The sequence below is a fragment of the Hyalangium gracile genome (genome assembly GCF_020103725.1).
GTDB classification, from domain to species: domain Bacteria; phylum Myxococcota; class Myxococcia; order Myxococcales; family Myxococcaceae; genus Hyalangium; species Hyalangium gracile.
Genome location: NZ_JAHXBG010000033.1, coordinates 60,445 through 73,612 on the forward strand (window position 1 = coordinate 60,445; position 13,168 = coordinate 73,612).

Consider the following 13,168-nt stretch of genomic DNA (forward strand, 5'->3'; position numbering starts at 1 on the left):
GCCAGTCTGGGAGGGCGTCCGAGTGCCTACCTTGTGCGTCGGGGGAGCCCTTCCAGCTCCTCGAGGAGGCGGCATGATCCGGTTCGGGCCCGCGGGGTGGACATACAGAGACTGGGAGGGCGTGGTGTACCCGAAGCCCAAGCCCAGGGGGTTCGATCCGCTGGTGGCGATGGCGGCGCTGTTCGACACCATCGAGCTGAACACGTCCTTCTACGCGCCCATCACCCCACGCAACGCGCACCTGTGGCTGGAGCGCACGGAGTTCAACCCGAACTTCCGCTTCACGGCGAAGCTGTGGAAGCGCTTCACCCACGAGCGCTCCGAGCCCTGGACGGCGGAGGACGTGCGGTGGGCGCGCGTGGGGCTGAGCCTCCTGCGGGACGCGGGGCGGCTGGGCGCGGTGCTGGTGCAGTTCCCGTGGTCCTTCCGCAACGAGCCGAAGAACCGGGACCACGTGGACGCCATCGTCTCCGCGTTCGAGGGGCTGCCGCTAGTGCTCGAGGTGCGGCACGCCTCGTGGAACGAGCCCTCGTACTACGCGGAGTTGGTGGAGCGGGGGCTGGGGTTCGTGAACATCGACCAGCCGCTGTTCAAGAACTCCATCGCGCCGAGCGCTCGGGCCACGGCGGCGGTGGGCTACGTGCGGGTGCACGGGCGCAACTACAAGGAATGGTTCCGCCAGAAGTCCTCGCCGATCGATCGGTATGACTACCTGTACTCGGCGCGCGAGCTGGAGCCGTGGGCCGAGCGCACGAAGGAGGTCGCCGCGCATGCGCGCGTGGAGGACGTGTACGTCATCACCAACAACCACGCGCGGGGCAAGGGCGTGGCGAACGCGCTGATGTTGAAGGCGATGGTGACGGGGCAGAGGGTGGAGGCCCCCGAGACGCTGCTGCGCGAGTACCCCGAGGCGCTGGGCCCCTACGCGCGCCCGATGGACCTGACCGCGAGCGCGCTCGAGCACACCGCTCCGGCTCCCTAGTATTTGCATGTCACCCGGCAAGTCGCGTCAAATCCCGTGGCGGGGACCCTCTCATGACGCAGTCGGTGAACACCGCTCGAATCGAAGTCCTGGGCAACGCCCTGCTCTCGGCGATGGAGGCAATGAGGATTGCCCCTGACCGGGCGCTGCGCATCTTCGCGGAGCACGGCATTGCCCGTCCGGAGAAGACGGCCTGGTACCCCTTCCAGGGAGTGCTGGGTGCCTACCGGGACATCCTGAAGCAGATCGGCCCGAACACGATGCGGGCCGTGGGGCGCAACATCCCCAAGAACGCCGAGTTCCCACCGGACCTCCGAACGGTGGAGCAGGCGCTGCAGTCGCTCGACACGGCCTACCACATGAACCACCGGGGCCCCGGGCACATCGGCGGCTACCGCTACGAGTCCACCGGCCCGCGCAGCGCGCGGATGGTCTGCGACAACCCCTACCCCTGCCCGATGGATGAAGGGCTGGTGGAGTCGCTGGCCGACCGCTTCCGCCCAAAGGACTCCTTCTTCATCCGCCTTCAGCACGACGCGGCCAGCTGCCGCGAGCGGGGGGATGCGGCCTGCGCGTATCTGATTGCCTGGTAGGGACTCATGAGCGGCCCATTCCACACTCCCGACCTGAGCCGTCGCGCCTTCGCGCGGACCAACCGCCAGACGGTGGAGCAGCGCGTGGCGCTGCTGCGCGAGTTCTTCCCCCAGGGTGTGCACGGCATCGGAGAGCTGTGCTGCGGCGACTGCAGCCGCCAGCATGCGGCCTACACCTCCCAGCTCGGCGTGAAGCGCTACCGCTCGCTGGACCTGGAGCCGGCCATCGTCGCGGCCAACCAGGAGCGAGGCATCGAGTGCGTGCAGGGCGACGTCACCCGCCCGGAGATGCTGCGGCCCTTCCTGGAGCTCGAGGTCCTCTTCTACGGCCCGCCGCTCTCGGTGGAGTGTGACGCGCACCGCTCCTTGTCCTTCCGTGAGGTGGTGCCGCCGTTCTCCGAGGTGGCGGGGTTGCTGTTCGGCAAGCTCGGCTATGACGGCACGCTGGTGTGCATCGCGCCCAACACCACGACGGTGGGGGACGCGCGCTGGCTCTACACCCAGGTGCGCGAGGTGCGCCCGGAGGTGGGCCTACGCCTCATCCACCACAGCTTCTCCACGGTGACGGGCTCGGACGAGCCCACCGAGCCGCGCAGGAAGTACGTGGAGCTCTGGCTGTCCACGCGCCTGGAGGATGCGTGGGAGGTGCGCGAGTCCCAGCCTCCGCCGCAGGGCTGAAACCCTCGGACGCCTGAGCCTAAATGGGTCCGAAAAAGTCTTTTCACGGCCCCCTGTAAGAGTCCGCGCAACCTGAACCAGGCAGAGGGCCCGAGGCCTCCCCGCGTCCGGTCCCCCTGCCGGGAAAAACCTGTGCGAACTGGTCTGCTTGTCATACCAGTTCGCTGCCGGTCCGCCGACAGGGTGCCTCCCTCCGGGGTGCAGGAACTTCTTCGCAGTGACTTGGCTGCCGTGCGCGGCCGCCGTCAGCCCGACGCCACCGCCATCAGCCGTATCAGGCCCGCACTCAGGTGGCCCGGGCTCGCGTGTGGTCCTCCCATCGCCTGACCCCTTCCATCCCCGGGGCTCCCGCCGCGGCTCAGCAGCAGCGCCCGCCGCCCGCGCGATAGCGCGCCTGCATCCGCTCGTTGAAGAACTCCGCGTAGCTCATCACCGGCCGCTCCGGGTGGTGGCGGCGCATGTGCTGGACGTAGGTGTCGTAGTCGGGCACCCCGATGATCAATCGCGCGGTCTGCACGACGCGCCGCCAGAGTCTCCGCAGCGCTTCTCGGGGCAGGGTCATGTCAGGCATCCGTCGCCACCTGGGGAACATGCGGTGTCTCCCGCGCCGTCGGCACCTCCGAACGGCGGGCCGCCAGCGCTGCGCGCAGCCCGAACACGAGCGTCATCACGACCACCATCATGAACAGGACGGTGAGGCCGGCATCCACGTAGTCGTTGGTGATGACCCGCTGCATCTCCTCGACGGATTTGGCGGGCGCCAGCACCTTGCCGCTCTCCATCGCCGACGTGAAGGCGCGTGCGTGCGCCAGGAAGCTGACCCGGATGTCGCTGCTGAACACCTTCTGCCAGCCCGCCGTCAGCGTGCACAGCACCAGCCACGCGGTGGGGATGGCGGGGATCCACAGGAAGCGCTCGCGCTTCATCTTCACCAGCGCCACGCAGGCCAGCGTCAGCGCGATGGCGGCCAGCATCTGGTTGGCGATGCCGAACAGCGGCCACAGCGTGTTGATGCCGCCCAGGGGATCCACCACGCCCTGGTAGAGGAAGTAGCCCCAGCCCGACACGCAGATGGCCGTGGCGATGAGGTTGGCGCCCCAGGAGTCGGTCCTCTTCAGCGGCGCGTACGCCAGGCCCGCCAGCTCCTGGATCATGAAGCGGCCCACGCGCGTGCCGGCGTCCACGGTGGTGAGGATGAACAGCGCCTCGAACAGGATGGCGTAGTGATACCAGAAGGCCATCATCCCCTCTCCGCCGACCAGCCCATGGAGAATCTGAGCCATGCCTACCGCCAGGGTCGGCGCGCCTCCGGCTCGCGACAGGATGGACGACTCGCCGATGTCCCGGGCCGTCTGGGTGAGCACCTCGGGCGTGAGCACGAAGCCCCACTGGCTGATGACCTGCGCCGCGCTCTCCACGGTGGTGCCAATCAGGCCCGGCGGAGAGTTCATCGCGAAGTACACCCCGGGCTGCAGCACCGTGGCGGAGATCATCGCCATGATGGCCACGAAGGCCTCCATGAGCATCGAGCCGTAGCCCACCATGCGCGCCTCGCTCTCGTTGGCCAGCATCTTCGGGGTGGTGCCCGAGGCGATCAGCGAGTGCCAGCCGGACACCGCGCCGCACGCGATGGTGATGAACAGGAACGGGAACAGGTTGCCGGAGAACACGGGGCCGCTGCCGTCGACGAACCGCGTCACCGCGGGCATCCGCAGCTCGGGCTGGGCCAGGAGGATGCCCAGCGCCAGCACCACCACGGTGCCGATCTTCAGGAAGGTGGACAGGTAGTCGCGCGGCGCCAGCAGCAGCCACACCGGGAGGACCGAGGCGCAGAAGCCGTAGGCGATCAGCATCCACGCCAGCGCCTCGCCGCCGTAGGTGAACAGGGGCGCCATGGAGGGGTTCTCGGCCACCCTGCCGCCCAGCCAGATGGACAGCATCAGCAGCACGAACCCGATGATGGAGACCTCGAGCACGCGGCCCGGCCGCAGGTAGCGCAGGTACACGCCCATCAGCAGGGCGATGGGCATGGTCATCGCCACCGTGAAGGTACCCCAGGCACTGGAGGCCAGCGCCTTCACCACCACCAGGGCCAGCACCGCGAGGATGATCATCATGATCATCAGCACGCCGATCATCGCCACCACGCCCGCGGCGGGCCCCAGCTCCATCCGCACCATGTCACCCAGGGACTTGCCGTCCCGGCGCACGGACAGGAACAGGATGGTGAAGTCCTGCACCGCGCCGGCCAGCACCACCCCGAAGAGGATCCACATCGTGCCGGGCAGGTAGCCCATCTGCGCGGCGAGCACCGGCCCCACCAGCGGGCCCGCCCCCGCGATGGCGGCGAAGTGGTGGCCGAAGAGCACCCACTTGTCCGTGGGCACGTAGTCCAGTCCATCGTTGTGGCGCCGCGCCGGCGTCGCGCGAGTCGGGTCCAGCCGCAGCGCCTTCTCGGCGATGAAGCGACTGTAGAAGCGATACCCGATCATGAAGGTGGCAACCGCCGCCACCACCAGCCACGTGGCGTTGATGGACTCGCCCCGGTGCAGCGCCACCGTGCCCAGGCAGAACGCGCCCAGGACCGAGAGCAGCGCCCATCCCACCTTGCTCGCGACACGCGCCATCGTCCCTTCCGCTCGGCTCATCGCGCGAAGGTGCCTTCAGGGTGGCACCCCGTCAATCTCAACATCCAACCTGGCAGGAGGAGCGTTGCCTTGGAGGCACGCGCTCACGGCGCGCTCGGGTGCACCCGGAGGGACTCGATGGTCTCCGGGGTCGCCGCCTTGAGGAACGCCCGCAGGGCGGCACCGTCCGTCGGCAGGTCGTCCATCCAGCGCCGCACCGTGCCATCATGGCCCGCGGAGATGAGCGCCCGTCCGTCGAGCGCGAAGTCCAGCGCGGAGACTCGGCCCCGGTGCCCCTCGAGCACCCGGCTCTCCCGGGCCTCGATGTCCCAGAGCCGCACCATCCCATCACTGCCTCCCGTCGCGGCGCGCGTCCCCTCCGGCGACACGGCGAGCGCGTACACCCGGCCGCGGTGCCCGCGCAGCACCGCCAGCATCCGCCCGCTCTCCAGCTCCCAGATGCGCGCGTTGCCCTCTCCGCCCAGCGTCGCGAAGCGCTTGCCGTCACGGAAGAAGATGAGACGGTCGATGCCCGTGCCGCCCGCCTCCACGCTCTGGCGAAGCTGCCCGGTGCTCGCGTCCCAGAGGCGGATCGTGTGGTCCATGCTGCCGGTGACGATCACCCGGTCATCCGGTGAGAAGCCGAGCGCCATCACGGACGCCTGGTGCCCCTCGAGCAGCACCTCCTGCCCGGAGGCCAGCTCCCGCACCGCCACGCGTCCATCCCTCCAGCCCGACAGCAGGCGAGCGCCATCCGACGAGAGCGCGACCGTGAGCGCCTCCCCCTCCCGCTGCTCGACGAGCCGCCCCTCACTGCTCTGGAGGCTCCACGAGCGCACGGTCCCATCGGCCCCGGCCGAGAACAGCGAGGCTCCATCCGGCGAGAAGAGCACGCGGTGAACGCGCCCTGTGTGGCCGTGAAGCACCCGTGTCGCGCCGGAGTCGAGCTCGACCAGATAGACGCGGCCATCGGCGCCGGCCGTCGCGAGGAGGGAACCCTCCGAGGAGAAGGCCAGATCGCTCACCTCGCCCTCGTGCTCCACCACCGCCGAGGCCTCCGCGCCCTCGAGCCGGCTCACATGCACGGTGCCGTCCTCGCCTCCGAACGCCACCCGGTCTCCTGCCGGAGAGACGAGCGCGACCTGCACCGCCGAGTCCTGCGCCGCGATGACGCGATCGCGCAGGGCGCCGAGCTCGTACAGGCGCACGGTCTGGTCGACGCTCGTCACGGCCACCCGCTGCCCGTCGGGCGAGAAGGCCACCGACACCACCGCATCGGTCTGTCCCCACAGCACGCGGCTCGTGCCAGAAGCCAGGTCCCAGAGCCTCGCGGTGTTGTCACCCGCCCCGCTCAGGAGCAGCCGAGCATCCGGCGAGAAATCGAGCGAGTGGATGGTGGTCTCGTGCCCTCTCAGCACCTCGGACGCGCCCGTCCGGAGGTTCCAGAGGCGGAGCATTCCATCCTGGGACGCGGAGACGAACCGTGAAGCATCCTGGGGAGCGAAGCTGACGAAGGTGACCTCCCGGGTGTGCCCCGCGAGCCGCTGGACGACGCCCCTCTTCGCGTCCCACACGCGCAGGGCTCCCGTCCCATCGCCCGTCACCACGTGCGTGCCGCCCAACGAGATCGCGATGGCGGTGGAAGGCAGCGCCTGGCCCTGGAAGCGCCGGTAGCTCCCCTCCCCCCGCTGGAAGAGCACGAGCGCGCCCTCGGCCGTATAGGCGACGGTGCCCCCATCGGGAGAGACCGCGAGCCCGGCGTCCGCGGAGGGGCCGCCGCTCAACACCGAGGCCACCCCGCTCTCCACGTCCCAGAGCCGCACCCTCTCCTGGCGGCCCCGGGAGATGATGTGCCTGCCGTCCGGGAGGAACTGGAGGTACTCGACGGGGCCGTCGTGGTGTCCCACGAAGGCTCGGCCCTCTCCGGTCGCGACGTTCCACAGCCGCAGGGAGCCGTCCTTGCTGCTGGTCGCCAACCACCGGCCATCCGGGGAGAAGGAGCTTCCCCAGACCTCGTCCGCGTGCCCCTCGAGCACCCGCACCGCGCCGGTCTCGACATCCCAGAGCCGAACGGTCCGGTCGTCGCTCACCGTGGCGAGCAGGCGGCCGTCCGGGGAGAAGCGCGCGACGTTCACCGCCGCCGTGTGGTCTCGCAGCACCCGCGGAACGGCGCGCGACAGCGCATCGGCGGCGATGACTCGAGCCACTCGCCCCCGGTCGAACGCGGGCGAGAGCGTCTTGAGCCAGGCGATGGACTCGATGGGGTTGCGCACCGCGGCGCCACGGGCCTCGGCCAGGGTGAGCGTGTCGGCGCGCTCGGTCGCGTGACGCTCGGCCGTGGTGGCCCGATCCCGCTCCTGCGTGGCCAGGTCCCTCGCCTCGACGATGCGGAAGATGGCGAGCGCCCCCAACACCGCGATGGCCATGAGCGCCATCGCCAGCGTGCCCAGCGGCAGGCGATAGCGCCGGACGAACCGCGCCAGCCGCTCCGTGGGGGTGTAGGCGTGGGCCTGGACGATCTGACCGGTCTGGAAGCGCCGCAGCTCCTCCGCGAGCTCCTTGGCGGTCGGGTAGCGCGCGTCGACGTCCCGCGCCATCGCCTTGTGCACCAGCGCGATCAAGTCTCGGGGCACGCCCTTCTGGAGTCGCTCGATGGGCTCGGGCGGCCCGCGGACCACGGCCTGGATGACCTCCAGCGGGTAGGGCCCCGTGTACGGCGGGCGGCCCGAGAGCAGGTGATAGAGGATGGCGCCCAGCGCGTAGACGTCGGCCCGCGCGTCCACGGAGCGCCCCGCCGCCTGCTCAGGCGCCATGTAGATGGGTGTCCCCAGGATGGTACCCACCATGGTGAGCCCGGTGGCCACGGGCGATACGAGCTCCGGGGGCGACTCCTGGGGGGCGCTCTCGGGGACCTCGTTCCGGAGATCCTTGGCCAGCCCCCAGTCGATGACCACCATCTCTCCGAACGAGCCGATGAGGATGTTCTGCGGCTTGAGGTCCCGGTGGATGATGCCCTCGCTGTGCGCGTAGGCGATGGCCTCGGCCGCGGCGAGCACGTGGGGCAGCAGCGCCAGCCGCTCGTCGATGGAGCGCGCCTCCTCGATGACCTGCGAGAACGGGCGCCCGGCGACGAGCTTCATCGCATAGAACGGCTCCCCCGACGGCCAGCGGCCCGCGTCGTACACGGGCACGATGCCCGGGTGCTGCAGGCGAGCCGTCAGGAGCGCCTCGCGCATGAACCGCCCCTCGCTCCCGGGCGTGTGCTCGAGCAGCTCCTTGACGGCCACGGGGCGATCGAGCCTCTCGTCACGCGCGCGGAGGATGCGCCCCGTGCCTCCCTTCGCGAGCTCGGACTGGATGGCGTAGCTCCGCCCTTCCACGGCCCGGCGGTACTCACCGGACGCAGCGGCGTGAGGCCTCGCCACGTCCGCCCCCGGGCGATGGACCGGAGCCGTGACCGGCAGCGTGTCCTCGCTGGGGGGAGCGCGCTGCGAGTCGACCGGGCCGGCCTCACGGGGAGCGCTGGCAGGTGTGGAATCGGCGGTGCGGCTCAAGCGGCTCGTGACGATATCACGAGGTGTATCGTCGCAGCGCTCAGCGCAGGCCGTGGCGCCAGAGCAGGCGATAGAAGTGGATGCGGTCCACTCCCGCCGCGCGCGCCGCGGCGGTCACATTGTTCCCGGCCGTGCGCAGCACCTCGGTGAGGTAGCGCTGCTCGCAGTAGCGCGTCCATTGCTCGCGCGCGTCGCGCAGGGGCAGCGCCGCGCAGATGGGCACTCCCGTCTCCTCGGAGGCTTCTCCCAGCTCGGCGCTCAGGGGCTGGCGCTCGCGCAGCGCCAGGCACCGCTCCAGGTAGTTGCGCAGCTCGCGGACGTTGCCGGGCCAGGCATGGCGCGCCAGCTCACGCATGAACTCCGCGGTGCGAAGCTCGGGCGCCTCGGGGTGCTGGGAAGCTCCCAGGCTCGTGAGGATGTGCTCGACGAGCAGCGGCAGATCCTCGGTCCGCTCCTTCAGCGGCGGCAGGGCCACCTGCACCACGGCGAGCCGGTAGAACAGATCCGAGCGGAACCGCTTCGCGTTCACCTCGGCTCGCAGGTTCCGGTTGGTGGCCGCCACCACCCGGACGTCGATGGGGAGGTACTGGTTGGTGCCCACCCGCTTGATCTCTCGCCGCTCGAGCGCGCGCAGCAGCTTGGGCTGCAGATCGCTCGACAGCTCTCCAATCTCGTCGAGGAACAAGGTGCCGCCCGAGGCGGCCTCGAACGCTCCCTCGCGCCGGTTCGTCGCCCCGGTAAAGGAGCCGCGCTCGTGGCCGAACAGCTCGCTCTCCAGCAGATCATGCGGCACGGCGCCGCAGTCCACCACGATGAAGGGCCCCTTGCTCCGCGTGCTCTCCAGGTGGATCGACTCCGCCACCGCCTCCTTGCCCGTGCCCGTCTCTCCTTCGATGAGCACGGTGGCATCCGTCGGCGCCACCCGCTCGAGCATCGCGAACAGCGCCCGCATGGACGAGGCGCGTCCGACCATCGTCCCGAAGCGCTCCCGCTCGGAGAGCACGATGCTGATGTGCTCGGGCCCGAACTCCAGGCGGAGCTGCGTGTGCCCCAGGGTCAGCACGGAGCCATCGCGCAGCGGCGCATGGAACACCGGCACCCCATCCACCAGGGTGCCGTTGCGGCTGCCCGGATCCTTCAGCACCGCCTGGCCGTCGACCAGGGCAATCTCACAGTGGAACCGGGACACGGTCCGGTCGCGCAGGCGCACATCCGCGGACTCATCCGTGCCGATCACCACACGCGCGCCCTGCGAGGCGTGGACGCCCCCCGTATCCGGCCCCGCGATGATCCGCATCCGGAACTGGCGCACCAGCATGCGGCTGGCGGCGTTGGAGGGCGCCGCCTCGACCGTGCCGCTCGCCTCCGGACTCAACGGTTCGGAAGGCCGGGTTCCCTTTTTCGGATCAGTGGTTCGCATGCAAGCGGGCGGATGTCTCCTCGGACGCTACCACGACGGCTCCTCCAGATTCCGATGGCGCGGAAAGGGCCGTGGTCCGATGATCCAGGGGTGATCTCCATCAAGCAACTGCGAGCGCTCGGTACCTCCCTGTCCGCGGAGGAGTTCCGCCGCCAGCTCGGGCCGTTCGCGCTCATCCAGCGCCCTCCGAGCCCCAGGGCATCGGACGAGCTGGCCTCCACGCACGCGGCCGACAAGGCGACGATCGAGCGGGGGATGCTCTCGCTCCTCTTCGAGTTCGAGGACCTCCAGGTGGCCACGCTGCCGCCGCTGGGCGAGACGGACTCGCTGATGTTCGGGCGGCTGCCGGACTGCGACGTGGTGCTCGATGACGGCTCGGTGTCCAAGCAGCACGCGGCGCTGCGCTGGAACGAGGCGGAGCGCCGCTGCACCGTGAAGGACCTGGGCTCGCGCAACGGCACGTTCCTGAACGGCACCCTCGTCATGAATCGCGAGGCCACGCTCAAGGACGGAGACATCCTGAGCGTGGGCTACGTGCAGTTCTGGTTCCTGCTGGCGGACACCCTCTACACCCGGCTGCGCAGCCCGCCGGGGAGGATGGGCTGAGGCCGCCGGCTCAGGGGCAGCCGGAGCTCACCTGGAGCGCGTCGTACGCCATCCAGCCGTTGCGCTTGGTGCCCGTGGCGGCGATGACGTAGCCGTAGATGAACTTCATCGTCCCCGACTGCTGACGGTAACGGCCCGAGCTGTCCTGCACCCAGAGCGGGATGTCGATGGACGGCGCCCCGTTGTCGGTCGGCACGTCCAGGCGCTGGAACTTCGTGCCCGCGGGGAAGTGGTCCACCGCCGGGCCGCCCAGGGCCATGCCCGGCACGTTGAAGATGAGGTTGGCCGAGCGCTGCCCGTTGGCGCGCACCAGCGGCAGGTAGTCCCCCGCGCGCTCGTGGGTCGCCTGGCTGTCGTAGACGACCTTCTTCAGCTCCAGGGTGGTGTCGTGCCAGTTGCGCACCGAGTAGCAGCCCAGCTTCGCCAGGCCCGCGCCCAGCGCCGAGACGTGGCCGACCTTCTGCTCGAAGGACGTCCGTCCCAGGATGGCGGAGATGGGCAGCCAGCCGGCGCTCGAGTTCGAGGTCGACACCGCGAACGCATGGAGCTCGCCCGCGAAGGTGCGCGTCTGGCCGTAGTTGAACGCGGAGCTCGTCCGGGTGTTGGTGCCCATCACCGTGCCGTTACCGTCACGGATGGGCACGCCCGTCACCAGGCCCCAGTTGTCGTCGGCCGGATCATTCGTGGGCACGCGGTTGCCACCCGACGCCTGCAGCTTGCAGTTGTACGGGCTCTCCAGGCAGTAGGTGCCATTCACGCCCGCGTACGCGGCCTGCTTCTGGACCGCGAGCGACTCGCCCCCCTCACCCGGCAGCTCGCCACCACACGCGGAGAACAGCAGCGCCACGGAGCAGCTCGTAAAAATGTGCTTTCGCATGAATTCGCGAATAACCAGATAAGCACTGAGATGTCAACAGGGGGGCCCGGCAAGAGTCCTTCGCCGACCCCTGCCCTGCTCCGGGGCAGAGTTCGTCGGGCGGAGGCGTTACGCTGCGCGCATGGATGACGAGCGCAACCACGACGCAGGGAATCCCGACGGCGGCTCTCGAGCCGCCTCTTCCCAGCGCCCGGGCCCCTCTCGCCGGGAAGTCATCGCCGCGGGGCTCGGCAGCGCGCTGCTGATGGGCGCCGGCCCCGCCCAGCCGGAGAAGCGCACCATGATGACCCGCCCCATTCCTCGCACCGGCGAGCAGCTGCCCGTCATCGGGCTCGGCACCTGGCAGACCTTCAACGTGGGCCCCGCCCAGAAGGAGCGCGCCCCGCTGCGCGACGTGCTCAAGCGCTTCCTGGAGAAGGGCGGCCGCGTCATCGACTCCTCGCCCATGTATGACCGCGCGGAGCTGGTGGTGGGCGAGCTGCTGGAGGGGCTCGGCCAGTCCCGCACGCCCTTCCTCGCCTCCAAGGTGTGGACCATGGGGCGCGCCGAGGGCGAGCAGCAGATGAACACCTCCGTGCAGCGCATGGGCCGCGGGCGCATGGACCTGATGCAGGTGCACAACCTGGTGGACGTGAACACGCACCTGGCCACCCTGCGCCAGTGGCAGCAGGCCGGGCGCATCCGCTACGTCGGCGTCACCCACTACCTGCCCTCGGCCTTCGAGCAGATGGAGAAGCTCGTCCGCCAGGAGGCGCTGGACTTCGTGCAGCTGCCCTACTCCATCATCCAGCGCGACGCGGAGGCCCGCCTGCTGCCGGCCTGCGCCGACCAGGGTGTGGCCGTGCTGGTGATGAGCCCCTTCGAGCAGGGCGGCCTCTTCGAGAAGGTGCGCGGCAAGCCCCTGCCCCCGTGGGCCGCCGACTTCGACTGCACCAGCTGGGCCCAGTTCTTCCTCAAGTTCATCCTCGGGCACCCCGCGGTGACGTGCCCCATCCCCGCCACCAGCAACCCCAAGCACCTCGAGGACAACCTCAAGGCCGGCTTCGGCCGCCTGCCCGACGAGAAGACCCGCGCGAAGATGGTGAAGCACCTGGGCCTCTGAGCCCCTGCCCGCTCGCCAGCCCTCCCAGCGAGGCGGCCCTCTCGCACGCCGGGTGTCATCCCTCCCCACCGCTGCTTACCGTGAGGCCGGGAGGCACGGCATGGCCAACAAGAAGGCAGATCAGAAAGACGTCGGGCAGCAGGAAGCCATCGCGCACCTGGGCAAGCTCATCCAGGACATCAAGGTGGCGATGATGACGACCATCGAGGCGGACGGCACCCTGCGCAGCCGCCCCATGTGGACGCACAACCGCGACTTCGACGGGGAGCTCTGGTTCTTCACCCGCGAGCACTCGGCCAAGGTGGGCGAGGTGGAGCATGACCACCACGTGAACCTCTCCTATTCGGACCCCACCAAGGACAGCTTCGTCTCCGTGAGCGGCCGCTGCCGCCTGGTGCTCGACAAGGAGAAGGCCCGCGAGCTGTGGAACCCCACCCTCAAGGCCTGGTTCCCCGACGGGCTGGAGGATCCGGAGCTCGCGCTGCTGTGCGTCAAGGTGGAGAAGGCCGAGTACTGGGACACGCCCAACAGCCGCATGGTGCAGCTGATCGGCTTCGCCAAGGCCGTGCTCACCGGCGAGACGTACCAGCCCGGCGACAACGAGAAGGTGCGGCTGGACACGGACGCGGGGCTCTCGGTGCACTGAGCGGCGCCGCTCCGCGGACCGCCCGCATATGAGGAGGGGCCTGGGGTGGGACAAGCCCACCGCGGGCCCCTTCATTTTGGGTT

11 protein-coding genes are annotated in these 13,168 nt (G+C 69.8%); 6 read left to right on the top strand and 5 right to left on the bottom strand.

The features are described 5' to 3' along the window. Window positions 1-73 precede the first annotated feature (73 nt). The 3 genes from KY572_RS41295 to KY572_RS41305 are packed head-to-tail and all read left to right on the top strand — an operon-like array spanning window position 74 to window position 2,253. Window positions 74-982 carry a DUF72 domain-containing protein gene (locus tag KY572_RS41295; RefSeq protein ID WP_224249251.1) on the top strand — a complete coding sequence of 303 codons (909 nt, stop codon included), beginning with the start codon at window positions 74-76 and terminating at the stop codon, window positions 980-982. Between the two features lie 53 nt (window positions 983-1,035). Continuing rightward, window positions 1,036-1,575: a hypothetical protein gene (locus KY572_RS41300; RefSeq protein ID WP_224249252.1), complete on the top strand. Its 540-nt coding sequence runs from the start codon at window positions 1,036-1,038 to the stop codon at window positions 1,573-1,575. Between the two features lie 6 nt (window positions 1,576-1,581). Further along, window positions 1,582-2,253 (top strand): hypothetical protein, encoded by a 672-nt coding sequence (locus KY572_RS41305; protein WP_224249253.1) that lies wholly within the window; start codon window positions 1,582-1,584, stop codon window positions 2,251-2,253. A gap of 358 nt (window positions 2,254-2,611) precedes the next feature. Here the strand turns inward: KY572_RS41305 and KY572_RS41310 are convergent, their stop codons facing one another. From KY572_RS41310 to KY572_RS41325, 4 genes are all read right to left on the bottom strand, one after another. Beyond that, window positions 2,612-2,824 carry a YbdD/YjiX family protein gene (locus tag KY572_RS41310; protein WP_456077676.1) on the bottom strand — a complete coding sequence of 71 codons (213 nt, stop codon included), beginning with the start codon at window positions 2,822-2,824 and terminating at the stop codon, window positions 2,612-2,614. Next, window positions 2,817-4,880, bottom strand: a complete 2,064-nt coding sequence (locus tag KY572_RS41315) for a carbon starvation CstA family protein (protein WP_224249298.1) — start codon at window positions 4,878-4,880, stop codon at window positions 2,817-2,819. The genes KY572_RS41310 and KY572_RS41315 overlap by 8 nt, the downstream gene beginning before the upstream one ends. A gap of 104 nt (window positions 4,881-4,984) precedes the next feature. Further along, window positions 4,985-8,305, bottom strand: a complete 3,321-nt coding sequence (locus tag KY572_RS41320) for a WD40 repeat domain-containing serine/threonine protein kinase (protein WP_224249254.1) — start codon at window positions 8,303-8,305, stop codon at window positions 4,985-4,987. Between the two features lie 169 nt (window positions 8,306-8,474). Continuing rightward, on the bottom strand, window positions 8,475-9,809 hold the full coding sequence (locus KY572_RS41325) for a sigma 54-interacting transcriptional regulator (RefSeq protein WP_224249255.1): 1,335 nt from the start codon (window positions 9,807-9,809) through the stop codon (window positions 8,475-8,477). A 135-nt stretch (window positions 9,810-9,944) separates the two neighbouring features. Between KY572_RS41325 and KY572_RS41330 the strand changes: the two genes are divergently transcribed. Then, window positions 9,945-10,460: an FHA domain-containing protein gene (locus KY572_RS41330; RefSeq protein ID WP_224249256.1), complete on the top strand. Its 516-nt coding sequence runs from the start codon at window positions 9,945-9,947 to the stop codon at window positions 10,458-10,460. A 10-nt stretch (window positions 10,461-10,470) separates the two neighbouring features. Here the strand turns inward: KY572_RS41330 and KY572_RS41335 are convergent, their stop codons facing one another. Beyond that, window positions 10,471-11,337, bottom strand: a complete 867-nt coding sequence (locus KY572_RS41335; RefSeq protein WP_224249257.1) for a hypothetical protein — start codon at window positions 11,335-11,337, stop codon at window positions 10,471-10,473. A gap of 121 nt (window positions 11,338-11,458) precedes the next feature. Between KY572_RS41335 and KY572_RS41340 the strand changes: the two genes are divergently transcribed. After that, window positions 11,459-12,439 (top strand): aldo/keto reductase, encoded by a 981-nt coding sequence (locus tag KY572_RS41340; protein ID WP_224249258.1) that lies wholly within the window; start codon window positions 11,459-11,461, stop codon window positions 12,437-12,439. Window positions 12,440-12,539: 100 nt separating this feature from the next. After that, a complete protein-coding gene (locus tag KY572_RS41345; protein ID WP_224249259.1) occupies window positions 12,540-13,085 on the top strand; it encodes a pyridoxamine 5'-phosphate oxidase family protein in 546 nt (181 codons plus the stop codon). The last annotated feature ends 83 nt before the right edge of the window (window positions 13,086-13,168 follow it).